The organism is Streptomyces sp. CB02056 (assembly GCF_001905545.1).
GTDB lineage: Bacteria > Actinomycetota > Actinomycetes > Streptomycetales > Streptomycetaceae > Kitasatospora.
The window spans coordinates 376331-402719 of record NZ_LIPD01000008.1 but is presented as its reverse complement, the minus strand read 5'-3'; the positions used below and the strand labels follow the sequence as shown (position 1 = coordinate 402719).

At 74.0% G+C, this 26389-nt stretch carries 24 protein-coding genes; 17 read left to right on the top strand and 7 right to left on the bottom strand.

Annotated elements, in window-relative coordinates:
* Positions 1–1222 precede the first annotated feature (1222 nt).
* The 6 genes from AMK13_RS24150 (at position 1223) to AMK13_RS24125 (ending at position 8647) form a co-directional block, all read left to right on the top strand.
* The gene (locus AMK13_RS24150) at positions 1223–2533 is read left to right on the top strand and encodes an SUKH-4 family immunity protein (protein ID WP_074004030.1); all 1311 of its coding nucleotides are present in this window, start codon (positions 1223–1225) and stop codon (positions 2531–2533) included.
* 130 nt (positions 2534–2663) lie between these two features.
* Positions 2664–3626 (top strand): Ppx/GppA phosphatase family protein, encoded by a 963-nt coding sequence (locus tag AMK13_RS24145; RefSeq protein WP_074004029.1) that lies wholly within the window; start codon positions 2664–2666, stop codon positions 3624–3626.
* 642 nt (positions 3627–4268) lie between these two features.
* Positions 4269–5096: a sugar phosphate isomerase/epimerase family protein gene (locus AMK13_RS24140; RefSeq protein ID WP_079272395.1), complete on the top strand. Its 828-nt coding sequence runs from the start codon at positions 4269–4271 to the stop codon at positions 5094–5096.
* Positions 5097–5142: 46 nt separating this feature from the next.
* A complete protein-coding gene (locus tag AMK13_RS24135) occupies positions 5143–5913 on the top strand; it encodes a class I SAM-dependent methyltransferase (RefSeq protein ID WP_074004028.1) in 771 nt (256 codons plus the stop codon).
* A gap of 185 nt (positions 5914–6098) precedes the next feature.
* The gene (gene ilvD / locus AMK13_RS24130; protein ID WP_074004027.1) at positions 6099–7943 is read left to right on the top strand and encodes a dihydroxy-acid dehydratase; all 1845 of its coding nucleotides are present in this window, start codon (positions 6099–6101) and stop codon (positions 7941–7943) included.
* 173 nt (positions 7944–8116) lie between these two features.
* Complete coding sequence (locus AMK13_RS24125) at positions 8117–8647, top strand: hypothetical protein (RefSeq protein WP_107418827.1); 531 nt, start codon at positions 8117–8119, stop codon at positions 8645–8647.
* 6 nt (positions 8648–8653) lie between these two features.
* Here AMK13_RS24125 and AMK13_RS24120 read toward each other — a convergent pair whose 3' ends face one another.
* Both AMK13_RS24120 and AMK13_RS24115 read right to left on the bottom strand, forming a co-directional pair.
* Positions 8654–9883, bottom strand: coding sequence for an SCO2583/SCO2584 N-terminal domain-containing protein (locus tag AMK13_RS24120; protein ID WP_074004026.1), 1230 nt, complete (start codon positions 9881–9883; stop codon positions 8654–8656).
* A gap of 124 nt (positions 9884–10007) precedes the next feature.
* On the bottom strand, positions 10008–10457 hold the full coding sequence (locus AMK13_RS24115; RefSeq protein WP_143204615.1) for a hypothetical protein: 450 nt from the start codon (positions 10455–10457) through the stop codon (positions 10008–10010).
* Between the two features lie 183 nt (positions 10458–10640).
* Between AMK13_RS24115 and proC the strand changes: the two genes are divergently transcribed.
* Positions 10641–11468, top strand: coding sequence for a pyrroline-5-carboxylate reductase (gene proC, locus AMK13_RS24110; RefSeq protein WP_049652199.1), 828 nt, complete (start codon positions 10641–10643; stop codon positions 11466–11468).
* A gap of 175 nt (positions 11469–11643) precedes the next feature.
* A complete protein-coding gene (locus tag AMK13_RS24105) occupies positions 11644–12819 on the top strand; it encodes an MFS transporter (protein WP_074004056.1) in 1176 nt (391 codons plus the stop codon).
* A 53-nt stretch (positions 12820–12872) separates the two neighbouring features.
* On the opposite strand, the gene AMK13_RS24100 is transcribed toward AMK13_RS24105, so the two are convergent.
* Both AMK13_RS24100 and AMK13_RS24095 read right to left on the bottom strand, forming a co-directional pair.
* Positions 12873–13406 carry a hypothetical protein gene (locus AMK13_RS24100; protein ID WP_107418826.1) on the bottom strand — a complete coding sequence of 178 codons (534 nt, stop codon included), beginning with the start codon at positions 13404–13406 and terminating at the stop codon, positions 12873–12875.
* A gap of 124 nt (positions 13407–13530) precedes the next feature.
* A complete protein-coding gene (locus AMK13_RS24095) occupies positions 13531–13995 on the bottom strand; it encodes a DUF11 domain-containing protein (RefSeq protein ID WP_049652197.1) in 465 nt (154 codons plus the stop codon).
* Between the two features lie 238 nt (positions 13996–14233).
* Between AMK13_RS24095 and AMK13_RS24090 the strand changes: the two genes are divergently transcribed.
* From AMK13_RS24090 to AMK13_RS24070, 5 genes are all read left to right on the top strand, one after another.
* Positions 14234–15430: an acetoin utilization protein AcuC gene (locus tag AMK13_RS24090; protein ID WP_074004024.1), complete on the top strand. Its 1197-nt coding sequence runs from the start codon at positions 14234–14236 to the stop codon at positions 15428–15430.
* Between the two features lie 225 nt (positions 15431–15655).
* A complete protein-coding gene (locus AMK13_RS24085) occupies positions 15656–15865 on the top strand; it encodes a helix-turn-helix domain-containing protein (protein WP_045699258.1) in 210 nt (69 codons plus the stop codon).
* Between the two features lie 171 nt (positions 15866–16036).
* Complete coding sequence (locus AMK13_RS24080; protein ID WP_425311139.1) at positions 16037–16153, top strand: 30S ribosomal protein bS22; 117 nt, start codon at positions 16037–16039, stop codon at positions 16151–16153.
* Positions 16154–16305: 152 nt separating this feature from the next.
* Positions 16306–17427 carry an NAD-dependent epimerase/dehydratase family protein gene (locus tag AMK13_RS24075; RefSeq protein WP_049652195.1) on the top strand — a complete coding sequence of 374 codons (1122 nt, stop codon included), beginning with the start codon at positions 16306–16308 and terminating at the stop codon, positions 17425–17427.
* A gap of 7 nt (positions 17428–17434) precedes the next feature.
* On the top strand, positions 17435–18442 hold the full coding sequence (locus AMK13_RS24070; protein WP_074004023.1) for a lysophospholipid acyltransferase family protein: 1008 nt from the start codon (positions 17435–17437) through the stop codon (positions 18440–18442).
* A 115-nt stretch (positions 18443–18557) separates the two neighbouring features.
* On the opposite strand, the gene AMK13_RS42975 is transcribed toward AMK13_RS24070, so the two are convergent.
* From AMK13_RS42975 to AMK13_RS24055, 3 genes are all read right to left on the bottom strand, one after another.
* Positions 18558–19853 carry a DUF5667 domain-containing protein gene (locus AMK13_RS42975; RefSeq protein ID WP_074004022.1) on the bottom strand — a complete coding sequence of 432 codons (1296 nt, stop codon included), beginning with the start codon at positions 19851–19853 and terminating at the stop codon, positions 18558–18560.
* Positions 19854–20133: 280 nt separating this feature from the next.
* Positions 20134–20961, bottom strand: a complete 828-nt coding sequence (locus tag AMK13_RS24060; protein ID WP_380718080.1) for an ECF subfamily RNA polymerase sigma factor, BldN family — start codon at positions 20959–20961, stop codon at positions 20134–20136.
* Between the two features lie 659 nt (positions 20962–21620).
* Positions 21621–22652 carry an HAD family hydrolase gene (locus AMK13_RS24055; RefSeq protein ID WP_074004021.1) on the bottom strand — a complete coding sequence of 344 codons (1032 nt, stop codon included), beginning with the start codon at positions 22650–22652 and terminating at the stop codon, positions 21621–21623.
* A gap of 102 nt (positions 22653–22754) precedes the next feature.
* Between AMK13_RS24055 and AMK13_RS24050 the strand changes: the two genes are divergently transcribed.
* The 4 genes from AMK13_RS24050 (at position 22755) to AMK13_RS24035 (ending at position 26369) form a co-directional block, all read left to right on the top strand.
* The gene (locus AMK13_RS24050) at positions 22755–23048 is read left to right on the top strand and encodes a glutaredoxin family protein (RefSeq protein ID WP_049650473.1); all 294 of its coding nucleotides are present in this window, start codon (positions 22755–22757) and stop codon (positions 23046–23048) included.
* Positions 23049–23243: 195 nt separating this feature from the next.
* Positions 23244–23999: a 3'-5' exonuclease gene (locus AMK13_RS24045; protein WP_074004020.1), complete on the top strand. Its 756-nt coding sequence runs from the start codon at positions 23244–23246 to the stop codon at positions 23997–23999.
* Positions 24000–24106: 107 nt separating this feature from the next.
* Positions 24107–25003, top strand: coding sequence for a redox-sensing transcriptional repressor Rex (locus tag AMK13_RS24040; protein ID WP_049650497.1), 897 nt, complete (start codon positions 24107–24109; stop codon positions 25001–25003).
* Between the two features lie 25 nt (positions 25004–25028).
* Positions 25029–26369, top strand: a complete 1341-nt coding sequence (locus AMK13_RS24035) for a glutamyl-tRNA reductase (protein ID WP_074004019.1) — start codon at positions 25029–25031, stop codon at positions 26367–26369.
* The last annotated feature ends 20 nt before the right edge of the window (positions 26370–26389 follow it).

Below are 26389 nucleotides of genomic sequence, written 5' to 3'. Positions count from 1 at the left end.
ACCCCCACAGACAGCCAACCCACCCCGACCGGCACACACTTACCGTCCCACGCCCAACCCAACCGACTTCGCCAGCAGAGTCGCCCGCCCGACTTCCTGCGCAGCCGGACGCAGTGCCCCCTGCCACCTCGCCTCCTGAGCCGCACCCCCGCACGGCCTGCCCCGCACCCCCTTGCCCCCTTGCCGCCTGACCCGCGCCACTGAGCTGGACCCCGTACCCCGCGCAGGAAGTCGGCCCGCCCGACTTCCTGCGCAGCCGCACACGACACCCCTTCTGCGGAGAAATCTGTAGACCGGTCGCCATATTCGCCACACGGGAACCGGGGGTAGCCCGCGCGAGAAGTCGGCCCGGCCGACTTCCTGTGCGCTATCGAGCCGGCCAGGTCGAGGTCCACCAGGCGCGGCATAGGAAGTCGGCGGAGTCGACTTCTCGTGCGCAGAGGGGCGAGGCCGGCGGCGATCTATGTAGTCCGACCGTCATATCCCTCGCGCGTGCATTGGACGGGCTCGCATGAGAAGTCGGCTGGGCCGACTTCTCGCGCACTTACGAGCCGGTTGGGCCCGGGTGTGCCCAGAACTATGTAGACCGGCCGTCATATTTTCCCAGGTCCTGCACAGGAAGTCGGCGGGCCGACTTTTCGTGCGCAGGGTGGGGTGCGGGTCGGCAGGATCTGTAGACCGGTCTGCATATTCCTCCCGGAGGGTGCATGGAAGGTCGGGCTGATCGACTTCTCGTGTGCGGAGGGGCGGGGGCGGCGGCAGGCTATGTGGCCTGGTCTTCGCCCGGGTTGGAGGAACTCGCGCGAGAAGTCGGATGGGCCGACTTCCTGTGCGCTTTCGGGCTGGCCGGGCCTGGGTGTGCCTGGGGCCAGGTAGGCCGGCCGTCGTATTCGTCCGGGTTCTGCATAGGAAGTCGGCGGGGTCGACTTTTCGTGCGCGGGGGAGGTGTGGGGCGTCCCCCAGGGGTGCATGGAAAGTCGGGCTGATCGACTTCTCGTGCGCGGAGGGGTGGGGTCGGCGGCAGAGGGAGCTACGCCAGAAGTCGGCGGGGTCGACTTTTCGTGCAGGGGGTGTGGGGCAGCAAGGGTGTGCAGGCCAGTCGTCGCATTCATCGCAGGGGGAGACGCAGGAAGTCGGCTGGGCCGACTTCCTGCGCGGGGCGGGCGGCAGGGGTGGGGCGTAGGGTCGCGGGTCGGGCAGGGTCGGGGTCGGGGAGGGCCGGATGATTTCGCGGGCGCAGGCGGTGGAGGCGGGGCAGCGGTGGATCAACGGGGATCTGCCGCAGGGGGCCGGGGTGGTGCGGCGGGTGTGCACCCATGAGTTCGAGCTCGGCTGGGTGGTGTGGGCGGAGCCCGCCCGGGTGGTGGTCGACCCGCGGACGGGGGAGCGGCGGGCGCCCGAGGAGGTGGGGGCGGCCTGCGCCGTGGTGGACCGGGAGAGCGGGCGGTTCACGGTGTGGCCCTCGGTGCCGGTGGACGAAGTGGTGGGGCTGTACCGGGACTTCGTCGGCGCGGGCGGCTACGACCCGACGCTCCCGCCGGCGACCGGCCGGGGTGCCCGGGCCGAGCTGACCTACCGGGACGGCACCGGCGAGGAGCGGTCGCTGGCCCTGCGGTCCGCGGCGGGCCTGCCGCACCCGGCGCTGCGCGGCTGGTGGTGGCTGCGCGAGCAGGGCGTCGCCGCCGAGGACGTGCTGGCCGTCCGGACCGACCTGCGGCCGAGCGCCCTGCCCGGCGGCTACTGGTCGTACGCGCTGGCCGTCGAACTGCCGGACGTCCGGGTCGACTTCGAGCTTCCGTACGGCCCGCGCTTCGACCACCGGGCCGCCGCCGTACGGGCGCTGCCCGCGCCGCCGGACGGTCCGGCCCGCAACCGGGTGCCCTTCCCCCGCGCGGTGCGCGACGCGTCCGGCGCTCCCGGCACATCCGGGGAGCCCGACGCCGCGCTCGCCGCCCGGCTCGCGGAGCGGTTCGGCCCGGCGGGCGTCCAGCGCTTCGAGCCGGCCGACGTCGCCCGCGCCGAGCTGCCCGGGGACGCGGCCGCGCTGCTGCTGGCGGTGGGCGTCCCGGTGGCCGTGCCGGGGTTCTTCGCGTTGCACCACCCGGGCGCGGAGGCGATCGCCGACGGTACCCGCCAGGGCACCGTCCTGCCCCCGCTCGCCGCGCACCTGGCCGGACTCGGCCGCGGCACCCGGGTGGCCGAGCGGGAGCGCCTGGCGCTCGCCGGGCAGCTGGTGCTGGGGACGGACGGCTGGGCGCTGCTGGCCCTCGACCCGGTGGACGGCGCCGTCCGTGCGGTGGACCCGGACTACGCGACCGCCCGCCACTGCAACGCGGACCTGCGCGCCTTCGTCCGCTGCCTGGAGGTGTTCGCCGGCTGGTGGCCGGCCCTGCGCGGGCTCGACCCGGTGGCCGCGGGCGCGGCGGTGGACGCCCTGCAGCGCGCGCTGGCGGCCGTGGACGGCACGGTCTTCGCCGACCCGGAGAACTGGTGGGCCGTCATCGTCGAGCAGCTGTGGGACGGTCTCCTCTGACGGGCGGCGGGCCGCCGGAGGACCGGCCCGCCCACCGGCCCGCCCACCGGCCCACCCACCGGTTCCGGACCGGCGCGAATACCGCCGCACCCCCTCTCACCAGGGCCCGGATCGCGTAGCGTGGAGAGTTATGCGACTCGGTGTGCTCGACGTAGGTTCCAACACGGTCCACTTCCTCGTGGTGGACGCCCATCCGGGCGCTGCTCCGCTGCCCGCGTACTCGCACAAGGCCGAGCTGCGTCTGGCGGAGCTGCTGGACGAGGACGGTGCGATAAGCGAGGCCGGGGTCGAGCGGCTGGTCGGCCACGTCGCGTCCTCGCTGCGGGTCGCCGAGGACAAGGGCGTCGTCGACATCCTCCCGTTCGCGACCTCCGCCGTGCGCGAGGCCGCCAACGGCGAGGAGGTGCTGCGCCGGGTGGCCGCCGAGACCGGAGTCGAGCTGCGCGTGCTCTCCGGGCAGGACGAGGCCCGGCTCACCTTCCTGGCCGTCCGCCGCTGGTTCGGCTGGTCCTCGGGCCGGCTGCTCAACCTGGACATCGGCGGCGGCTCGCTGGAGATCGCCTGCGGCCTGGACGAGCAGCCGGACGTCGCCTGCTCGCTGCCGCTGGGCGCCGGCCGGCTGACCGCCCGCTGGCTGCCGGGGGACGTCGCCGACCCGGAGGGGCTGCGCGAGCTGAGACGCCACATCCGGGCCGAGCTCGCCACCGTGGTCGGCGAGATCACCCGGCTCGGCCCGGCCCGGCACGCGGTCGCCACCTCCAAGACCTTCAAGCAGCTGGCCCGGATGACCGGCGCCGCCCCCGCCGACGCCGGTCCGTACGCCGACCGCCGGCTCACCCGCAGCGGGCTGGCCGCCTGGCTGCCCCGGCTGTCGGCGATGACCGTCGCCGAGCGCGCCCGGATCCCCGGAGTCTCCGAGGGCCGGGCCAAGCAGCTGCTGGCCGGCGCGCTGGTCGCCGACGCCGCGATGGACCTGTTCGGGCTGGAGGAGCTGGACGTCTGTCCGTGGGCGCTGCGCGAGGGCATCATCCTGCGCCGCCTGGACACCATGGACAGCCCGGCCGACCGCCGCCGCCCGGCGCTCACCCCGTAAGCCGGGCGCGCACCCCGGGGCGCGCACGCGGGCGGCCGCCCGGACAGTCGTCCGGACCCGTCCCGACCGACCGCCGACCGACCGCCGACCGACCGCCGACCGACCGCCGACCGACCGCCCCGGGGCAACGTGCCGATGGTCACTGCGCCGGTCATCCCGCCCCGTTCGCCGCGTGCTCCGCATACGCTGTCTCCCGTGGTGCAACCAGCGGGCGAGGACGGAACGCAGGAGGACCGCACTCCCGGGAGCGGGCAGTCGCGGCCGGACGGCCCGCGCCGCAGGCTCGGCAAGGCGGTCACGGGCGCCACCGCCGCCCAGGCCGCCAAGCAGGCCTCGAAGGCGGTCAAGGCCGCCCAGCGCACCGCGAAGACCGCCGCGGCGAAGACCGCCGCGGCGAAGACCGCCGCGGCGAAGACCGCCGCGGCGAAGACGGCGAGAACGGCGAAGACGCCCACCACGAAGCAGTCCACCGCGAAGCAGCCCGCCCCGAAGACGAAGCAGCCCGCCGCCAAGGCCGCCCCGAAGGAGACCCGCACCGCCCGGGCCGCCGGCGCCGCCAAGGCCGCCGTCCAGTCCGTCCGCTCGGTCAAGGCCGCCAAGCGGGACGCCGCCCGCCCGCCGCTGCTGCGCACCACCGACCGGCTGGTGCTGCCCCGGCACCCGGCCCTGCACATCCCGGACACCAAGGTGGCGCTGTCCACCGCCTCGGTGTACCCGGCGAGCACCGCCGTCGCCTTCGAGCTGGCCGCCAAGCTCGGCTACGACGGGGTCGAGGTGATGGTCTGGAACGACCCGGTCAGCCAGGACATCGACGCCCTGCGCCGGCTCTCCGACGCCCACCGGCTGCCCATCCTGGCCGTGCACGCGCCCTGCCTGCTGATCACCCAGCGGGTGTGGAGCACCGACCCGTGGACCAAGCTGGTCCGGGCCCGGGCGGCGGCCGAGAAGCTCGGCGCGAGCGCCGTGGTCGTCCACCCGCCGTTCCGCTGGCAGCGCCAGTACGCCCGGGAGTTCGTCGAGGGGATCCACCGGATGGCGGGCGAGACCGACGTCCGCTTCGCCGTCGAGAACATGTACCCGTGGCGCTACCGCGACCGCGAGATGCTCGCGTACGCCCCCGGCTGGGACGTCACCGACGAGGAGTACCGGCACTTCACCATCGACCTCTCGCACGCGGCCACCTCCCGGATCGACACCTTCGCCATGGTCGAGCGGATGGGCGACCGGCTCGCCCACGTCCACCTGGCCGACGGCAGCGGCTCCGGCAAGGACGAGCACCTGATCCCCGGCCGCGGCAAGCAGCCCTGCGCCGAGCTGCTGGAGCACCTCGCCCGGACCGGCTTCGACGGCCACGTGGTGCTGGAGGTCAACACCCGCCGCTCGGCCTCCCCCGCCGAACGCGAGGCCGACCTGGCCGAGGCCCTCGCTTTTACCCGCTTGCACCTGGCCACCCCCTCGCGCGTACGCTGAGCCGTCCGGTCCGACCGGGCGTCAACTGCCGTACGAAGGGGGACGCATGACGGAGAGTCGGAACTACCGCGAGGCCGCCGCGAGCTTCGGCGGGGTCGCCGCCGAGTACGAGCAGGGCCGCCCCGGCTATCCCGACGAGCTGTTCGACGCGCTGGAGCGGCTCTGGGGCCGCGGCCTCGCCGGTGCCCGGGTCCTGGACGTCGGCGCCGGGACGGGCATCGCCACCCGGCTGCTGGCCGCGCGCGGTGCGGAGGTCGTCGCCGTCGAGCCCAGCCCCGGCATGGCCGCCCGGTTCCTGGCCTCCTCGCCGGGCCTGCCGCTGGTCCGGGGCACCGGTGACGACCTGCCCTTCCACGACGGGTCCGTCGACCTGGTCGCCTACGCCCAGGCCTTCCACTGGACGTACCCCGAGAAGTCCGTCCCCGAGGCGGTCCGGGTGCTGCGGCCCGGGGGCGCCGTCGCCGCCTGGTGGAACGTGTACGACGAGACCGTGCCGTGGATCCGGGCCAGGAGCGAGCGGATGGCCGCCGCCCTCCCCGGCCGCTTCCACGGCTACGGCGGGATCAGCGGCCACGTCGGGCACTTCGCCCCGGCCGGCCTCGTGGTCGAACGGACGGCACTGCGCTGGGAGCGGCGGGTCACCGTCGAGCACGTGCTCACTGACCTCACCTCCCGTTCCTACCTGGCCTCGCTCAGCCCCGAGGAGCGCGCGCCGGTGCTGGCCGCCGAACGGGAGGCCATGGTCGCCGCGTTCCCGGACGGCGTCGTGGTCGAGCCGTTCAGCCTGGACCTCACCGTGGCCGTCAAGCCCGGCTGACGCCCGCCGCCTGCCCGCACCGCCGTCCGCCCGCATCGCTGCCCGCCTGCCCGCGTCCCCGCCTGCCCGCATCGCGGACGGACCGTCCGCCGGCCGGACGGCGGGCGTAGGCTCGGTACCCACAGCGGCCCCCGAACCCTCCCAGCAGCGGGGTGCCCGCGAGAGCCCCGAAGGAGTGGAGCACAGTGCCCGAGCTGAGGTCCCGTACGGTCACCCACGGTCGCAACATGGCAGGCGCCCGGGCGCTTCTCCGGGCGGCCGGCGTAGCCCGCGAGGACTTCGGCAAGCCGATCATCGCGGTGGCCAACTCCTTCACCGAGTTCGTCCCCGGGCACACCCACCTCCAGCCGGTCGGCCGGATCGTCTCCGAGGCGATCAAGCAGGCGGGCGGCATCCCGCGCGAGTTCAACACCATCGCCGTGGACGACGGCATCGCGATGGGCCACGGCGGCATGCTCTACTCGCTGCCCTCGCGCGACCTGATCGCCGACTCGGTCGAGTACATGGTCAACGCGCACTGCGCCGACGCCCTGATCTGCATCTCCAACTGCGACAAGATCACCCCGGGCATGCTGATGGCCGCGCTGCGCCTGAACATCCCGACCGTCTTCGTCTCCGGCGGCCCGATGGAGGCCGGCAAGGCCACCCTGGTCGACGGCACCGTGCGCAAGCTCGACCTGGTCGACGCGATCTCCCAGGCGGTCAACGAGAACGTCTCCGACGAGGACATCGCGATCATCGAGGAGAACGCCTGTCCCACCTGCGGCTCGTGCTCCGGCATGTTCACCGCCAACTCGATGAACTGCCTGACCGAGGCGATCGGCCTCTCGCTGCCGGGCAACGGCTCGGTGCTCGCCACCCACACCGCCCGCCGGGCCCTGTACGAGCGGGCCGGGCAGAACGTCGTCGAGATCGCGAACCGCTACTACGGCGGCGACGACGCCTCGGTGCTGCCCCGGGCGATCGCCACCCGCGCCGCCTTCGAGAACGCCATGGCCCTGGACATCGCCATGGGCGGCTCGACCAACACCATCCTGCACCTGCTCGCCGCCGCCCAGGAGGCCGAGCTGGACTTCGACATGCGGGCCATCGACGCGATCTCCCGCAAGGTGCCCTGCCTGTCCAAGGTCGCGCCGAACGGCTCGTACTACATGGAGGACGTGCACCGGGCCGGCGGCATCCCGGCCATCCTCGGTGAGCTGTACCGGGCCGGGCTGCTCAACGAGGACGTCCACACCGTGCACGCCGACTCGCTCGCCGAGTGGCTTAAGACCTGGGACGTGCGCGGCGGTTCGCCGTCCGCCGAGGCCGTCGAGCTGTGGCACGCCGCCCCCGGCTGCGTCCGCTCCGCCGAGGCCTTCTCGCAGTCCGAGCGCTGGGAGTCGCTGGACACCGACTCGGCCAAGGGCTGCATCCGCGGCGCCGAGCACGCCTACTCGGTCGAGGGCGGCCTGGCCGTGCTGTACGGCAACCTCGCCGAGGACGGCTGCATCGTGAAGACCGCCGGCGTGGACGAGTCGATCTGGACCTTCAGCGGCCCGGCCGTCGTGGTCGAGTCCCAGGAGGACGCGGTCGAGGCGATCCTCGCCAAGCGGGTCAAGGAGGGCGACGTCGTCGTCATCCGCTACGAGGGCCCCAGGGGCGGCCCGGGCATGCAGGAGATGCTCTACCCGACCTCCTTCCTGAAGGGCCGGGGCCTGGGCAAGGCCTGCGCGCTGGTCACCGACGGCCGCTTCTCCGGCGGCACCTCGGGCCTGTCCATCGGCCACGCCTCCCCGGAGGCGGCCTCCGGCGGCACCATCGCGCTGGTCGAGGACGGCGACACCATCGCCATCGACATCCCCGGCCGCCGGATCTCCCTGGAGGTCCCGGACGAGGTGCTGGCCGAGCGCCGCCGCGTCCTGGAGGCCACGGGCGGCTACCGGCCGAAGAACCGCGAGCGCCAGGTCAGCCAGGCCCTGCGGGCCTACGCCGCGATGGCCACCTCCGCCGACAAGGGCGCCGTCCGCGACGTGTCCAAGCTCGGCTGAGCCCGAGGCGAACACCGGGCCCGCACGGAAGCGGAACACCGGGCCCGTACGGAACCGGAACACCGGGCCCGTACGGCACCGGAACACCGGGCCCGCACCGAACGAGGAGGAGCCGTCCCACCGGCCGGGACGGCTCCTCCGCCGTGTGCGGCGCTCGGGTGATAATCGACGGCGTGAGCGAGCAGCCCCCCACCCCCGCCCCCACTCCCGCCGGCGCCCCCGAGCCGGAGCCGATCCGCTTCTTCGGCACGTCCTGGCTCAACCGGGACAACGGCTACTGGCCGCGCCGGGTCGGTGTCTCGGTCGGCGCCCTGGCCGCGACCGCCGCCGCCGTGCTGGTGCTGCGCTTCGGCATCGAGGGCATCGCGCTCTCCGAGGACGGCACCTTCCTCAACGGGCTGCTGACCGCCGCCATCGCGGTCTGCTCGATGATGGCCGTACGGCGCACCTGGAAGGTGCTCACCGAGGGCCGGGACCAGCTGACCGGCTGGATGGCCGAGGACAAGTCGCTCGGCGCGGTCTGGCTGATCGGCGGGGCCGGCAGCCTGGCCGCCTACTTCGTCCGCAGCCTGGTCGAGGCTCCCGGCGAGGCGGTCCGGCGGGCCGCCCACGAGCGGGCCGTCGCCCAGTACGAGAAGCGCCAGGCGGGCCGCGGCCGCCGGCCCGACACCAAGGCGCCGGGCCGGGCCAAGCGCAAGCGCTGACGGCGGTCAGGTCCGGCTGGCGGAGCCGCAGTTCCCGGTGCCCGGCGGCACCCGGTCCCGGTCGTACGGGTCCGCGGTCGGCCCGGTCGGTACCGGGCCGGGCCGGGTGGACCGGTCGAACTCCGGGTGCAGGAAGCCGTCGTAGCGGCCGCAGGTGCTGTTGCCGAAGCTCTCCACGGTCTCGTCGATCGCGAGCTTCCCCGGATCGACCTGGTACTTGGCCGGGTCGTAGAAGTGGAAGGTGTCCACCTGCCGGACGATGGTCCGGACCGTCTCCGCGAGGTCCGCGGAGCCGTTCGCCGAGGCCGCCTGGTCGGCCGTCTTCGGGCCGGGGCGCAGCGCGTACACGTAGCTGACGTCGGCCCGCATCAGGACGCCGTTCTCCCCGTCGGCCGTGACGTCGATCCGGCCCCGCACCTTGACCACGTCGGTGACCGGGACGGCCTCCCGCGGGTCGAAGCGGGTGAACCAGGCGGTGGGGTCACTGGTCGCCGAGGGGTGGTCCAGCGACGCGGCCGCGGCCTCCCGGGTGCGGCCGTCGAGCATCGCCAGCGCGGCGTCCGGGCGGCCGCCGGACACCACCTTCGGGTCCAGGTGGGCCGCCGCCAGGTAGGCCCGCACCGACTGCAGCCGGGCGGCCACCTCGTCGGCACCGAACGCGCCGGTGGCCCGGGGGGTCTTCGGCAGCTCGATCCCGTCCGTGCCGGCGGCCCAGTCCTCGGCGGGGGAGCCGGCCCACGGGTGGTCGGGGGTCGGCCGCCGTCCGTCGCGCTCCGCCGCCGGGCTCGCGGAGACCGGGTGGTCGGAGGCGTAGCCGAAGTGGGTGGAGTACCAGAGCTTCAGCCCGTCGATGTTCAGTGCCACGAGCAGCACGGCGACGGTCAGCAGGACGTAGAGCGGCGTGCGCCACTCCGGGCGGCGGCGCGGACGCGGGTCGCCCCACGCGTCGACCGCCCGCGCCGGGCGGACGGGCTTGCGGCGGAAGCGGCGCCCGCGCGCCGCGGGGCCGTCGTTGACCGAGCGGCGGCCGCCCGGATCGACCGGCGGGGTGTGCTTCCAGCGGGCGGACAGCATGCGGGTGCGCCCGCTCTGCTCCTTGACGGTGGCGCTGCGGACGAACTCCTCGTCCAGGACGAGGTCGGCGAACGGGTCCTTCCGGCCCGCCCCGGACGGGTCGGACCCGTTCGGCTCGTCGCCCCCGGCGGGGCGCGGTTCCGGTTCTTCGGCGATCGGCATCGCGCCAGTATGCCGACGGGGTCTGACGATCCGTCGATCGGGGGCACACCGTGTGGTGAACACCTGTGCGTCGTCCGCGGGACGGGTGCCGTTCGTCCGGAAGCGCGCCGGTGCGGGCGCCCGCTCAGTCCTTGCCGCGGGCCTGCTTGACCGAGCCGACCACCCCGGCGATCGCCAGCAGCAGGCCGGCCGGCAGCAGCGAGATGAAGAAGGCGCCGAACAGGCCCTCGTCGCCGAGGAACAGTTGGGCCAGCGTGTTCAGGACCAGCAGCCCGCCGGCGGCCGGGAGCGCCGACTGCCAGGGGTGGTCGTTCGCCCAGCGGCGCAGCCTCCGGTCGGTGGTGTCGCGCCGCAGCCGGCCGCCGACGGTGCCGACCAGGAAGAAGAAGAACAGGCCCCAGCCGGCCGGTGAGGCCAGCATGCTCAGCGACCAGTCCCCGGTGATCGCATCGATCCCCAGGGCCGTCGCCCCCACCACCGCACCGACCCCCGCGGCGGTCCGCCACGGGCCCACGGTCGCCGAGGCGACGGCGAGTTGCCGGTTCTCACGTCGGGACATTTCGTCGTGTGCCATGGCTCCACGGTGCGCCCGCGGGAGCCGGGAGGCCATAGGGGAAACCCCCGAGATTTCTCCCTAGGGGCCTGTCCTCCGGCAGGCGACCGTGCGGGCCGCGACCACGGAGCGGACGGTCCCCGCGCGGGCCGCCGGGCGGTGCGAGGATGGCGGCAGTACCGAGGCAAGGAGCGGGAGCGGACCATGGGCAGCAGCGGAGCACACGGACAGAAGATCGCCTTCCTGGGCACCGGCAAGATCGGCGAGGCCCTGCTCTCCGGTCTGCTGCGGGCCGGCAAGGACCCGGCCGACGTCCTGGTGACCGCCCGCCGTCCCGAGCGGGCGGCCGAACTCGCCGACCGCTACGGCGTGGTGGCCGTCTCCAACGCCGAGGCCGCCAAGCTCGCCGACACCCTGATCCTCGCGGTCAAGCCGCAGGACATGGGCGCCCTGCTGGAGGAGCTGGCCCCGCACGTCGGCGCGGACCGGCTGGTGATCTCGGCCGCGGCCGGCGTTCCCACCGCCTGGTTCGAGGAGCGGCTCGCGGCGGGCACCCCGGTGGTCCGGGTGATGCCCAACACCCCGGTCCTGGTGGACGAGGGGATGAGCGTCATCTCGGCGGGCTCGCACGCGGGCGAGGAGCACCTGGCGCGGGCCGAGGAGATCTTCAGCTCGGTCGGCAAGGCGCTGCGGCTGCCCGAGTCCCAGCAGGACGCGGCCACCGCGCTGTCCGGCTCCGGACCGGCCTACTTCTACTTCCTGGTGGAGGCGATGACCGACGCCGGCATCCTGCTCGGGCTGCCCCGGCAGGTGGCGCACGACCTGATCGTGCAGTCCGCGATCGGTGCCTCGGTGATGCTGCGGGACTCCGGCGAGCACCCGGTGAAGCTGCGCGAGGCGGTCACCTCCCCGGCCGGCACGACCATCGCGGCGATCCGCGAGCTGGAGAACCACGGGGTGCGGGCCGCCCTGCTCGGCGCCCTGGAGGCGGCCCGGGACCGCTCCCGGGAACTGGCCTCGGGCGGGAAATGACCGCTGCGCGACCCCTCCCGTAATCGCGGCGCACCCCCTACGCTCTCGCCAACATCGTCCTACCGGCCGGTAGCGCGGTTCGTGTGGAGTCCGCCTGGAGGTCCGCTTGAGTGCCGCCCCGCCCGTGGTCCCGCCCGTTCCGCCCGCCGCGTCGCCGCCCCCGGTGGCGCCCGGTCTGCGCACCGGGCGGGCCGCGCTCGCCGCCGCCTTCCTGCTCCAGGGCGTCACCTTCGCCCTGCTGGTCACCTGCATCCCGGAGATCCAGCACCGGTACGGGCTGAGCGACGGGCTGCTGCCGGTCTTCCTGGCCGCGGTGCCGGTGCTGGCCGGGGCCGGGTCGATCGCCTCCGAGCGGCTGGTGAAGCGCACCGGCGCGCGGGCCGTGCTGCGGGTGGTCCAGCCCGCCGTCTGCCTGAGCCTGGCGGCCGCCGGACTGGGCGGGGCACTGTGGCAACTCGCCCTGGCGCTGGGCGCGTTCGGGCTGCTGGTGGGTGCGCTGGACGCCAGTATGAACATGCTCGGGGTGGGGCTCCAGCACCGCTACGGGCGCTCGATCATGATCGGTTTCCACGCCGCGTTCAGCCTCGGCGGCATCCTCGGCGCGGCCCTCGCGGGCCTCGGCTCGCACTACGACCTCGGGCTGCCGCTGCTGTTCGGCACGGCCGCCGCCGTGATCGCCCCGCTCGCCCTGCTGGCCGGCGCCTTCTTCGCCGGTCCGGCCGAACTCGGCGACGCCGTCCGGGAGGCCGCAGAGGCCGCCGCCCGGTCCGTCCCCTGGCGTCCGCTGCTGCCGCTCTGCCTGGCGATGGCCTTCGCGTACATCGCGGACTCCTCGGTCTCCAACTACAGCGTCAAGTACCTCACCGACGGGCTGGGCAGCCGGGAGGACCTCGCCAAGCTCTCCTACCTGGGCTACATGGTCGCGATGCTGCTCGGCCGGGCCCTGGGCGACCGCGCGGTGCAGCGCTTCGGCGCCGTCCCGGTGGTCCGCGTCGGTGCCGCGCTGGCGGCGCTCGGCTTCGGCCTCGCCGCGGTCGCGCCCGCCGCCTGGGCGGGCATCGCCGGCTTCACCGTGCTGGGCTTCGGCATCTGCGCGATCATCCCGCAGGTGTTCGCGGCCGGCGGCCGGCTCTTCCCGGCCGACTCGGACGCCGCGGTGGCCCGGCTCAACCTCTTCAACTACGTGGGCTTCCTGGTCGGTTCGCCGCTGGTCGGGGCGATCGCGGACGCGAGCTCGTACCGCTGGGCGCTGCTCGCCCCGATGCTGCTGGTGCTCGCCGTCCTGCCGCTGGCCGACCGCTTCGCCCCGGCGCCGGCGCAGGCGCAGGCGGTGGCCCCCGCCGCCGGGTGACGGTCCCGGCCCCCGCCGCCGGGTGACGGCGGGGGCGGTCGGCGGGGCGGGGGTCAGCTGATCACGGTCTGCAGGCCGGGCATGCCGTCGAGGAAGGGGCCGCTCCTGGTCTTGACGACCGGGTAGCCGTACTCGGCGTAGACGTACGGGGCCCAGTTCAGTGTGTACGACCCGGTCCAGGGCGGCGTGGAGGTGATCTTGACGGTGGCCGTGACGGTGCGGGTGGCGCCCGGCGCGATCGGCACCGTGGGATGGAAGTTGACGGAGTTGCCGCCGAACACGCAGTCCACCTGGTCCCCGCCGCAGCCGGTGAAGGTGAACGCGCCGGTCAGCTGGTTGGAGGGGAAGCTCGGCCCGATCCACTCGTACGCGAAGGTGATGGGGGCGGATTCGGTGTTGGTGAGGGAGAGGGTCAGGGTCAGTTCATCGCCCGGTGCCGCCGTCTTCTTGTCGACGGAGGCCGAGACGCCGGTGATCACGCCGTCGTCGCGGGTGGTGGCGGAGGCCGGCTGGGCGGCGAAGATCAGGCCAAGTCCCAGTACCGTGGCGAGAATTACCCCGACGCGTTGCATGCTGAATGGCTTCATGGCGGATGAGAATAGGGAGTTGTGAAGGCCGCGTCTGCGGCTCCTTCACGCCATCTTCAACCGTTGCCGGAAAGCCCTTGCCCCCGCCGTCGGGTGACGGCGGGGGCGTTCGACGGGACGGGGGTCAGCTGATCACGGTCTGGAGCGAGGGCACCCCGAAGGTCCAGGTCTGGTCCTTGGCGGTGCCGGTGGTGCCCACCTGGCCGAACTCGTAGTAGACGTACGGCGCCCAGTTCAGCGTGTACGGGGCGGTGCCCCACGCCGGGGTGTCGGTGATCTTGACGGTGAGCGTGACGCTCTTCGTCGCGCCGGGTGCGATCGGCGCGTTGAAGTGGAAGTTGGCGCTGTTCCCGGTGAACGCGCAGTCGGAGGTGTCACCGGTGCAGCCGGTGATGGTGAACGCTCCGGCCTGCGTGTTGGCCGGCCAGGTCGGCTGGACGGCCTCGTAGGCGAAGTAGATGGGACTGTTCTCACTGTTGGTGAGCGACAGCGTCAGGGTCAGCTGGTCTCCCGCCTTCGCCGTCGACTTGTCGACCGCGAAGGTGGTGCCGCTGACCGCGGCGGAGGCCGGCTGGGCGGCAAAGAACACGCCAAAACCCAGTATTGCAGCGAGAATTACCCCAAGGCGTTGCACGCTGAATGGCTTCATGGCGGAGAGGATATGGAGTCGCAAAGCTTTTGTCTGCACCGCCTCAACACCCGCCTCCACAGTCGCCCCACAACTTCCGTAGTTTCATCGCGCACCTGCCGCCCGGCCGTCCCCACGAGCGCCGCCCCGGCGCGCCCTGACGGCGGCCCGGCCACCGTCACCCGCTACGGTGGAGGCCATGCCCGAAGCCGAGCGTGACACCCCCTGCGGCCTGCACCTCTTCTGGGACGAGGCCGTCACCGCCTACGACTTCGGCCCCGGCCACCCGATGGACCCGACCCGGCTGGCCCTCACCATGCGCCTGGTCGAGGCCCTCGGACTGGACGCCGGCCCCGGGGTGACCGTCCGCTCCGCTCCGCCCGCCGGCGACTCCACCCTCCGGCTGGTGCACACCCGGGAGTACGTCGAGGCGGTCCGGAACGCCGCCGCCCACCCCGACCGCTCCGACCCGCTGCACGGACTCGGCACCGACGACAACTGGTCCTTCCCGGCGATCCACTCGGCCTCCGCGCTGATCGCCGGCCAGTCGGTGGCCGCCGCCGAGGCGGTCTGGCGCGGCGAGACCCCGCACGCCGTCAACTTCGCCGGCGGACTGCACCACGCGATGCCCGGCAAGGCCTCCGGCTTCTGCGTCTACAACGACCCGGCGCTGGCCATCGCCCGGCTGCTCGAACTCGGCGCCGAGCGGGTCGCCTACGTCGACGTGGACGTCCACCACGGCGACGGCGTCCAGGCGGCCTTCTGGAACGACCCCCGGGTGCTCACCGTCTCGCTGCACGAGCACCCCGCCACGCTCTTCCCGCAGAGCGGCTGGTCGATCGAGACCGGCGGCGAGGACGCCCCCGGCTCCGCCGCCAACCTGCCGCTGCCCGCGGGCACCGGCGACGCGGGCTGGCTGCGCGCCTTCCACGCCCTGGTGCCCGAACTGCTCGACGCCTTCCGGCCGCAGGTCCTGGTCACCCAGCACGGCGCCGACACCCACCTGGAGGACCCGCTCGCCCACCTCGCCGTCACCGTGGACGCCCAGCGGCTGATCGCCGAGGCGCTGCACGACCTCGCCCACCAGCACGCCGGCGGCCGCTGGGTGGCCACCGGCGGGGGCGGCTACGCGGTGGTGGACGTCGTCCCGCGCACCTGGACCCACCTGGTCGCCACCGCCGCCGCCCGGCCCGTCGACCCGGCCACCGAGACCCCCGAGTCCTGGCGCGCCGAGGTCTACCGCCGCACCCGCCGCCCGGCCCCGCTGCGGATGACCGACGGCGCCCGCCCGGCCTGGCGCGACTTCGACTCGGGTTACGATCCGGCCGACCGACTCGATCAGGCCATCCTCGCCACCCGCCGCGCGGTGTTCCCCCACCACGGACTGCTGGCCTGAACCCGCCGTCCCGGAAGTGCCCAGCCCGGGAGGTGCGTACGCCGGGCGGTGCCATCCGCAGAGCGGCGACGTACTGCAACCGTCCTATCTCCCACCGTACGAGGACTGCACTTCCCCTCTTCCCACTGGTACCACCCATAACTACTCTGGGGATACACGTGTGCCGGTGGAGTCACCGGAGGGGAAGCCGGTGCCTTGCACACGGGTAAGGGTCGGGTGATGGTCATGAGTTCCGTCGAGCGCCCCCTTCAGGAAGTCGTCTTCCTGACCGTGGCGGAGGTCGCCGCGGTCATGCGGGTGTCCAAGATGACGGTGTACCGGCTGGTGCACAGCGGAGAGCTGCCGGCCATCCGGGTCGGACGGTCCTTCCGGGTGCCCCAGCAGGCGGTGCACGAGTACCTCAAGGAGTCCTACGTGCGGCTCGAGAGCGCGTAGCGGCGGCGCGCGGGTGCGGGTCCACGACCGTTGGACCCGCCCCCGTTCGCCGTGGATTTCCCGCGAGTTTCCCGGTCCCGGGGAACACGATTACGGCCTTCGCACCATCGACGGTAGGCTAGGCCCTCACGTCAGTCGTATGGACTCCGTCTCTCACGGGCGAGAGTCTCAGTGAGCGAGGGTTGTTCCGTGGGCTCTGTCATCAAGAAGCGTCGCAAGCGTATGGCCAAGAAGAAGCACCGCAAGCTTCTCAAGCGCACTCGCGTTCAGCGTCGTAACAAGAAGTAAGCGGCCCCGGCCGCGCCTAGCGCGCCCAGCGCTTCCACCGCCCGTCCAGGCCCGTCGTGGCCTGGGCGGGCGGTGTCGTTTCACGGCCCCGCGGGGCGGCGCGGTACGGTGCACGCAGGCCGCTCGGGCCGAGGGAACGGGGGTGCAGCACCGTGGGCGTGGTCGTGCTCGTCACCGGCGTGGCGCGCCGGCTCGGTGCCCGCTTCGCCGCCGAGGTCCGCCGCCGGCCGGGCGTCGACCTGGTGGTCGGCGTGGACGTGCAGCCGCCCCGGCTGCCGCCCGAGGAGCCGTCCGGCCCGGCCGCCCCGTACCGCTTCCACCAGCTCGACCTGCGCCGTCCGGCGCTCTCCCGGGTGCTCGCCGAGCACCGGGTGGACACCGTGGTGCACCTCAGCGTCAGCGCCACCGGCCTGGGCTCCACCAACCGCTCCGCGGTGAAGGAGTCCAACGTGATCGGCACCATGCAGCTGCTCGGCGCCTGCCAGAAGGCCCCCGGGGTGCGCCGGCTGGTGGTGAAGTCCACCACCGGCGTCTACGGCTCCGCGCCCCGCGACCCGGCGGTGTTCAGCGAGCGGATGCAGCCCAAGGACCCGCCCGGCGGCGGCTTCGCCAAGGACGCGGCGGAGGTCGAGGGCTACGTCCGCGGCTTCGCCCGGCGCCGCCCGGACGTCGCGGTGACGGTGCTGCGCTTCGCCAACATCGTCGGCCCGAACGCGGACACCCCGCTCAGCGAGTACTTCGCGCTGCCCGTGCTGCCGACCGTGCTCGGCTACGACCCGCGGCTGCAGTTCGTGCACGAGGACGACGCCGTCGCGGTGCTCTGCCGGGCCGCCGACGAGCCCGAGCCGGGCACCGTCAACACCGGGACCTTCAACGTGGCGGGGGAGGGCGTCCTGCTGCTCTCCCAGTGCGCCCGCCGGCTCGGCCGGCCCACCCTGCCGCTGCTGCTGCCCGCGGTCAGCTGGATGGCCGTGCTGGCCCGGCAGACCCGGCTGGTGGACGTCTCGCCCGAGCAGCTGCGGCTGCTCACCCACGGCCGGGTGGTGGACACCGCGCGGCTGCGCGACACCTTCGGCTACCGTCCGGCGTTCAGTACTCCGGAGGCCTTCGCCGACTTCGCCGCCGCCGGAGGGCCGGGCCTGCTGCCGCCCGAGCGGCTGGCCGCCGTCACCGACCGGCTGACCGCCCTGCTCGGCCCGGAAGCCGCCGGGCCCGCCGGGCCGGGCGCCGGTCCGGACGCCGTACCGAACCGCCCCCGCCGACCGAGGAGCTGAACCCGCGATGAGTGCCGCAGCCGAGAACGCTCCGGGCGAGGCCAAGGTCATCCCGATCGAGACGGCCCCCAGCTGGACGTCGCCCGAGGGGCCGAATCCGGCCGACCGGCTCGCCGAGGCCGTCGGCGGGGCGCTGGCCGGCCCGCTCGGCCCGGCCGCCACCCGGCTGTTCGGCAAGGGCTGGGAGGGCCGCGCCGCCGAGCGGCTGGCCTTCCTGCGCCGCCGGGTGACCGGCGACTACGAGGTGGACGAGTTCGGCTTCGACCGGGAGCTCACCGAGGAGGTGCTGCTCTCGCTGCTGCGCCCGCTGGCCGAGAAGTACTTCCGGATCGACGTCCAGGGCGCGGAGCACATCCCGGCCGAGGGCGGCGCGCTGATCGTCGCCAACCACTCCGGGACGATCCCGCTCGACGCCCTGATGACCCAGGTGGCCGTCCACGACCACCACCCCGCCCGGCGGCACCTGCGGATGCTCGCCGCGGACCTGGTCTTCGTGCTGCCCGGCGTCAACGAGCTGGCCCGCAAGGCCGGCCACACCCTGGCCTGCAACGAGGACGCCCAGGCCCTGCTGGAGCGCGGCGAACTGGTCGGGGTCTGGCCGGAGGGCTTCAAGGGCATCGGCAAGCCGTTCTCCGAGCGCTACAAGCTCCAGCGGTTCGGCCGCGGCGGCTTCGTCTCCTCGGCACTGCGGGCGCGGGTGCCGATCGTGCCCTGCTCGATCGTCGGGGCGGAGGAGACCTACCCGATGATCGGCAACGTGAAGACGCTGGCCCGGCTGCTGGGCCTGCCGTACGTGCCGATCACCCCGACCTTCCCGTGGCTGGGCCCGCTCGGGGCGCTGCCGCTGCCGACCAAGTGGACGATCCGCTTCGGCGAGCCGATCGCCACCGACACCTACCCGGTGGAGGCGGCGGACGACCCGATGCTGGTCTTCGACCTGGCCGACGAGGTGCGCGAGACCATCCAGCACACCCTCTACGAGCTGCTGGTGCAGCGGCGTTCGGTGTTCTTCTAGGAGAACCCGGGGGTTCCCGGGGGTTCCCGGGGTTCCCCGGGGTTTCCTGGGGTTTCCTGGGGACGGCGAGGGCCCGGCGGATATCGCACTCCGCCGGGCCCCCACCGCCCTGCTGTCAGCCGCCCAGGATGCGCAGCCCGGGCAGCAGGTCCGGAAGCAGCGGGGGAACCTCGACGCCCTGCGGCTGGGCCGCGTTCGGGGCGCTGGGCGAGGCCTGCTGCGGTCCCTGCGCCGGGGCCGCGTCGGCGCTCGGCGAGGGCTTGGTGCCGGTGAGCCCGCTGGTGAGACCGCCGACCAGGCCGTTGACGGCGTCGGGGGCGCTGCTGGGCAGGGTGTCCGGCAGGACACCGCCCTTGCCGCCGTTGCCGGAGGCACCGGCGCCGGGGTAGGCCGGGGCGTGCTCGGTGGCGCCGGGGCGGTTGCCGGCGGCGCCGGAGCCCGGGGCCTGGTCGGTGCCGGCCGAGGTGCCGGAGCCGGCCGCCGGGGAGCCGGCCGGGGAACCACCGGTCGAGTGGGACGAACCGTCGCCCGCTCCGTCGCCGGCCGCGCCACCGCTCTGAGCGGGGGGCAGGACCAGGCGCAGGGGCGCGACGTCCTCGCTTATGTCGTCGAAGAGCCGGTTCACCAGGTCGGCCTGCTGGGTGAGCTGGACGGGCAGCCGGCCCTGCAGCTCGCTCCACCGGCCGTCCTCGTCGTGGGCGAAGCCGGCCAGGGCCCGCATCGGGTCGAGCGAGCCGTTGCTGCGGTAGACCGAGCGCAGCAGCTCGCGGCCCTTGAGGGCGTCGGCGTGCATGTCGTCCAGGGCGCGGCGGACCTGTTCGACGGTGGCCGGGCTGAGCGCGCCGGCCTGGTCGGTGCGGCCGACCAGGGTCTTGGCCTCGCCGAGCCGGGTGGCCGCGTTGTCGAGCAGCATCTCGCCGCGTTCGGAGTCGGAGCCCGCGAAGTCGAGCCGGAGCCCTTCCAAGCCGCGTTTGAGGCCGTACAGGCTGTCCCCGGGAAGGGCGTTGGAGCTGGCCGCGGCGACGCCGGCCAGGCTGCCGACGGCGAGCCCGGCGACCAGCCCGCCGATCGCGAACCGGCGGCTCCAGCGGCCGCGCGGCGCCGTCCGGATCGCCCGGTGGCGGCGCTGGCGGGGCACCGGGGTGCCCGTCCCGCCGGCGAAGGCCTGCTCGAACGCGGCCATCAGCTGGGCGCGTTGGACCGTATGGACCTCCCGGTCCAGCACCGGCCCGGGCAGTGCCCCCAGTGCGTCGGCTAGTCCGACCAGCCCGGCCATCGCGGCCGAACCCGCGCCGGTGGCAGCGGTGTTGTCCGATTCGGCGTTGGCCGCAGCGCGTTGCTCCGCCTGGTGGGCCTCCAGCGCCTCGGCGAAGGCCTTCGCCCGCCGGTGCTCAAGCACGTTTGCCGTCACGGGCCACACCTCCCTTCGTCGTTGTCGACAGCCCGGCCCGCCGGACGGTTGCCCCGGCTGGCCAAAGCCACTCCATCGGGTGATAGGCCGCAATTCGACTTGACCGTACGCCTGGTGGGGGCTTGCACGTTGGCCAACGAGCGGTGCGGGCGGTCGGTTACGCACGGCAGATCATCGGACCTACCGTTCACCCTGACGTGTCGGCCGGGCGCGAACGATGACGGCCGGCCGGACCGTACGGTGCCGGACCGCACGGAGCCGGTGCCGTCCTCGGCGCGGTTCATCGCGCGTCGGGCGGGAGCAGCCGGGCCAGGGTGCGGACGGCGCGGTACTGGAGGGTCTTGATGGCGCCCTCGTTCTTGCCCATGATCCGGGCCGTCTCGGCCACCGACAGCCCCTGCAGGAAGCGCAGGGTGACGCACTCCTGCTGCTGCGGGTTGAGCCGGCGCACCGCGTCCAGCAGGGCGGCGTTGGAGAGCGACTCCAGCACCGACTCCTCGGGGCTGCGCTCGCACTCGTTGGAGTCGAGCATCTCGCCGGTGGTGACCTCCAGCCGGAAGCGGCTGGACTTGAAGTGGTCGGCGACCAGGTTGCGGGCGATGGTGACCAGCCAGGCGCCGAAGTCCCGGCCCTGCCAGGTGAAGGTGCCGATCCGGCGCAGGGCGCGCAGGAAGGTCTCGCTGGTGAGGTCCTCGGCGGTGGCCCGGCTGCCGACCCGGTAGTAGATGTAGCGGTAGACGGTGTCCGCGTAGTGGTCGTAGAGCCGGCCGAATGCCTCGCTCTCGCCGGCCTGGGCCCGTTCGACCAGCTCCATGATCGGGTTGTGCTCGGTCTCGTAGCCGGGGCTGGGCGCGGTCCGGGCGCGGCCCCGGCCGGCGCTGCCGGTACGGCCGCGCGAGCCGGTGCCGGTCGAGCCGGCGGCGGTGGTGCGCAGTGCCAGGCCGGGCGGCTGCGGCTGCGGCTGCGGCTGGACGAACGGTCCGCCGGCGAGCGCGAGTTGGGGCGTGGCGGCGAACTGGCTGCGGAGCAGGGTGCGCAACAGGGTCAGGCCCGTGGAGATCTGCCGCTCGGCGGTCGGCCGGTCGCGGAGGCCGGTGCGGGGACGCAGGGGCGCGGACGACGGGCGGGAGGGTGCAGGCGCGTCGTTCCGGACGGGTGGGTACACGGGACTCCCAGAGGCAGAACTGTGGACGGATCACCTCCGCCTGCGCGGAGAGCACTCCCCGAAGCGTCCGTTCGAGCGGGACGCGTGGTGACGTGCATCCAGGAGAGAATAACGCTTTGTGCAATGACAGCTACACCGTGTGGTCGAAGTGGTCGTTTGGGATCCATTTGTTGCGCATGTTCGGCTGACATTGACCGGAGCTGTCATCGTTCATCCGGCTTAACGTGATCGAACGGGCGCTCAGGGTGACCAATTTGGCGGCCTGGGGGGCGGTTTCCCAGCCTTGGGGCTCGGCAACCCCTGACTTTCCCGGCCTGGCGAACGATCAGAACCGGTCACCGGGCGACAGGTTCGAGCAGGTGACGCGGACTGCCCTGTGACGGCGGGGAGTTCGCCCGTAAGAGGGGCCAGGTCAGAGGCCTTGTTGACGACCGCTCACCCGCCGGGGCGAGCCCGACCGGGCGGCCTCCGAACGGCCCCGGAGAGCCCCGGAGCGCCTCGGAGAGTCTCCGGAAAGCTTCCGGAAAGCCTCCGGCGGCCCGGACGGCCGTCCGGCACGAGGTTCGGGGCCGGGGTTCCGGGCCGGGGTTCGGGCGGGTGGTTCAGGCCCGGTGGCGGCGCCGGTTCAGCGCCACCCCGGCCGCCGCCGCGCCGGCCAGCACCCCGAGCGCGGCCGCCGCCGGCAGCCCCACCCGGGCCGCCTTGCGCCCGGTCCGGAAGTCCCGCACCCGCCAGCCCTGGGCCCGGGCGTGGCGCCGCAGCGCGCCGTCCGGGTTCACCACGTACGGGTGGCCGACCAGCGAGAGCATCGGGATGTCGTTGGCCGAGTCGCTGTAGGCGGCGCAGCGGTCGAGGTCGAGGCGCTCGCGCCGGGCCAGGGCCCGGACGGCGGCGGCCTTGGCCGGGCCGTGCAGCAGGTCGCCGACCAGTCGGCCGGTGTAGCGGCCGTCCCTGGCCTCGGCGACGGTGCCCAGCGCGCCGGTCATGCCGAGCCGCCGGGCGATGATCCGGGCCACCTCCAGCGGGGCGGCGGTGACCAGCCAGACCCGCTGGCCGGCGTCCAGGTGCATCTGGACCAGGGCGCGGGTGCCCGGCCAGATCTTGTCGGCCACGACCTCCTCGAAGATCTCCTCGCAGATCGCCTCCAGGTCGGCGGTGGGCTTGCCGGCCACGATGCCGAGGGCGGACTGCTTGGCGTCCGAGATGTGGTCCGGGTCCTCGGTGCCGTGCAGCCGGAACCAGGCCTGCTGCCAGGCGAAGCGGGCGATGTCGCGGCGGGTGAGGAAGCCGCGGCGGTAGAGGCCGACGCCGAGGTAGAAGATCGCGGCGCCGCGCAGGATGGTGTTGTCGCAGTCGAAGAAGGCGGCGGCGCGGGGGTCGTCCGGGTCCGGGGTGTGGTTCTCGGCGGGGGCCTTGGGGGTCCGTCCGGGCTTGGCCGCGGCCGGTGCGTCCGGCCCGGCGGCGTCCCCGGGGCCGGTGCTGCCGCCTGGTCCGGCGGTGTCCCGGGGCCCGGCGTCGGGTGCCGGCTCGGCCCGCAGCGCGGCCTCGGCCGCCTCGGCCGCGGCTTCGCCGGCCAGGGCGCTCCGCTCGCTGCTGGAACGCCTTGCCTGGGTGAGCCTTCTGAGCACGGCCATGTCATCGAGGATAGCCAGCCGGGCGCCCGGCGGCCGTGACGCAGCCGTGCCCGCGGGGTGAACAGCTCCACCGGGCGCGGGCCCCGGGGGCGGGTGGGCGCCATGGCGGAGAATGGGGTGGTGAGCCCACTGCTGCGACGTAAGAGCCCCGAGCCCGCGGGCCGGACCGTGACCCTGGTCGGCAAGCCCGGCTGCCACCTGTGCGACGAGGCCCGCGAGGTGATCCTCCGGGTGACGGGGGAGTTGGGCGCGTCCTTCGAGGAGCGGGACATCACCCGGGACGAGGAGCTGTACCGCCGTTACTGGGAGCAGATTCCGGTCACCCTGATCGACGGTCGCCAGCACGACTTCTGGCGGGTCGACGAGCGCCGGCTGCGCACCGCCCTCGGCGGCTGAGTGTGCGGCCGGGCGGCGGCTGAGCGGGGTCTGACCGCGTGTTCGTCCGCGCACCGGCCCCCCGCCGATCGGCGGGGGCGGTTCGCCGAATCGTTGCCAAAGACACTCCGTTCCGGCTTGGGACGGGGCGGGTTGGTCGGCTTACGATCGAACGCGTTTGCGCCCGTGGGGGGCTGAGTACACGAGGAGTGCGCCATGCTTCCCGGTCCTGTCCCTGGGGCCCCCGGAGCCCCGGAGTTCCGGACGGCCCCCCGGGGCTTCGCCGTGGTGGACGTGGAGGCGACCGGCCGCAGCCCGTGGCGGCACCGGGTGGTCGAGGTCGCGGTGGTGCTGCTCGACGAGCGGCTCCGCGCCGAGGGGGAGTTCGCCACCCTGCTGGACCCGCTGGGCCCGGTCGGCCCGACCCATGTGCACCGGATACGCCAGTGCGACGTCGAGGGCGCCCCGCGCTTCCGCGAGATCGCCCCGTGGCTGCTGGGGCTGCTGGCCGGCCGGGTGCTGGTCGGTCACCACGTCAGCTGCGACCACGCGTTCCTGGATCGCGAGTTCGCCCGGATCGGGGTGCCGCTGCCGCCCGTCCCGCTGCTGTGCACGATGCGGTTGGCCCGCGCCCACCTGCCGGAGGCCCGGAGCCACGGTCTGGCGGCCTGCGTGGAGGCGGCGGACCTCGGCTGGTACCCGGCGCACACCGCGTTGGGCGACGCCCGGGTGACCGCCGAGCTGCTGCGGTACTGCCTGGACGCCCCGTCCTGTCCGCCGGACGACTGGACCGGCCCGCTGCGGGAGGCCGCCCGGCTGCCCTGGCCCCGGCTCGGCCGGGCCCGTTCCCGCCCGTCCGGTGCCGCCGTCCCGCTGCTGCGCCGGGAGGCGTCGTACGGCCCGTGGCTGCCCGATTCCCAGGCCCCGGAGGTCGTGCTGACCCAGGCCGGTGCTATGCGTTCGATGGCGTGATGCGCATCACTGTGCGGGGACAAAACGGACACCATCTTTGTGCACACGTTCACAAACACATAGCCTGGCTGCCTAAGCCCAGCTTCACCCACAGGAGCACCGTGGCAATCGGCCGATCACCACAGAGCAGTTCGCAGACGCCCGACCAGGGCGCCGCGCGCCGACCCTCGCGTGCCCGGGGCATCCCGGAGGCGACGGTCGCCCGCCTGCCCCTCTATCTGCGGGCCCTCACCGCGCTCTCCGAGCGCTCGGTGCCGACCGTCTCCTCCGAGGAGCTGGCCGCCGCCGCTGGCGTGAACTCGGCCAAGCTGCGCAAGGACTTCTCCTACCTCGGCTCCTACGGCACCCGCGGCGTCGGCTACGACGTCGAGTACCTCGTCTACCAGATCTCCCGCGAGCTCGGCCTGACCCAGGACTGGCCGGTCGTCATCGTCGGCATCGGGAACCTCGGCCACGCGCTCGCCAACTACGGCGGGTTCGCCTCCCGCGGCTTCCGGGTGGCCGCCCTGTTGGACGCCGATCCCCACGTGGTCGGTTCCACCGCGGCCGGACTGCCGGTGCGGCACATGGACGAGCTGGAGTCGATCGTCGAGAGCCAGCACGTCTCCATCGGCGTGATCACCACCCCGCCCGGCGCCGCCCAGCAGGTGTGCGACCGGCTGGTGGAGGCCGGCGTCACCAGCATCCTGAACTTCGCCCCGACCGTGCTGTCCGTCCCGGACGGCGTGGACGTGCGCAAGGTGGACCTCTCCATCGAGCTCCAGATCCTGGCCTTCCACGAGCAGCGCAAGGCCGGCGAGGAGCCGGACGACCGCGCCGAGTCGGTGCTGGACCGCGCCCCCGGTCCGGTCCGGGCGGCCGCCGCCAAGCTGCGCCGCGCGGCCGGCGGCAGCGGCAAGGGCCGGGGCGCCGCCGAGCCGGCGGCCAAGGACCAGGCCGAGCAGGCCAAGGGAAAGTCCGCCAAGGGCGGCGACGGGGATCTCTCCGCGGTGATGCCCGCATGAACACCGAGAGCTGTGGGGGGCGGGCATGAGCCTTCTCGTCGTAGGGCTGAGCCATCGCACGGCCCCGGTCGGGGTACTGGAGCGCGCCGCGCTGACCGGTGACGTGCCGACCCGGCTGCTGCACGACGCGGCCGCCACCGCGACGGTCGGCGAGGCCGCGCTGCTGAACACCTGCAACCGGATCGAGCTGTACGCGGACGTGGACAAGTTCCACGCCGGCGTCGCCGAGCTGTCGCTGCTGCTGGCCCACCACAGCGGGGTGGACCTGGAGGAGCTGACCTCCCACCTGTACGTCCACTACGAGGACCGCGCCGTCCACCACCTCTTCTCGGTGGCCTGCGGCCTGGACTCGATGGTCGTCGGCGAGGGCCAGATCCTCGGCCAGCTGCGCGACGCGCTGGCCAAGGCCCAGGAGGAGCACACCGCCGGGCGCGGCCTGAACGAGCTGTTCCAGCAGGCGCTGCGGGTCGGCAAGCGGGCGCACAGCGAGACCGGCATCGACAAGGCCGGCCAGTCGCTGGTCACCTTCGGCCTGGAGCAGGTCGCGGCGGGCGCGGGCGAGATCGCCGGCAAGCGCGCGCTGGTGGTCGGCGCCGGCTCGATGAGCTCGCTGGCCGCCGCCACCCTGGTCCGCTCCGGCGTGACCGACCTGCTGATCGCCAACCGGACCCCGGCCCGGGCCGAGCGGCTGGTCGAGATCCTCGGCCCGGACGTGGCCCGGGTGCTGGACCTCGCCAAGGTGCCGGAGGCGCTCGCCGACGTGGACCTGGTGATCTCCTGCACCGGCGCGGCCGGTGTGGTGGTCCGGGCCGAGGACGTGGCCGCCGCCGTCGCCTCCCGCAGGTCCCCCGAGCCGCTCGCCCTGCTGGACCTGGCCATGCCGCGCGACGTCGACCACGCCGTGCACGAGCTGCCCGGCGCCCTGCTGGTCGACCTGGAGAGCCTCTCCCACGCGCACGCCGCCAGCCCCGGCGCCGGCGACGTCGACGAGGTCTCCCGGATCGTCTCCGACGAGGTGACGGCCTTCGGCGCCGCCCAGCGGGCCGCCCGGATCGCGCCGACCGTGGTCGCGCTGCGCTCGATGGCCTCCGACGTGGTCGCCGCCGAGCTCGGCCGGCTGGACTCCCGGCTGCCCGACCTGGACGAGCGCTCGCGCGCCGAGATCACCCAGACCGTCCGCCGCGTCGTCGACAAGCTGCTGCACGCCCCGACCGTCCGGGTGAAGCAGCTGGCCGCCGAGCCCGGCGGCGCCTCCTACGCGGAGGCGCTGCGGGAACTGTTCGACCTCGACCCGGCTGCCGTGCACGCCGTGTCGGGCACGCCCGTCGGCGGCGCGCCCCAGCCCTCGGCCGGGGGCACCAGATGAACCGTCAGCCATCCCACGAG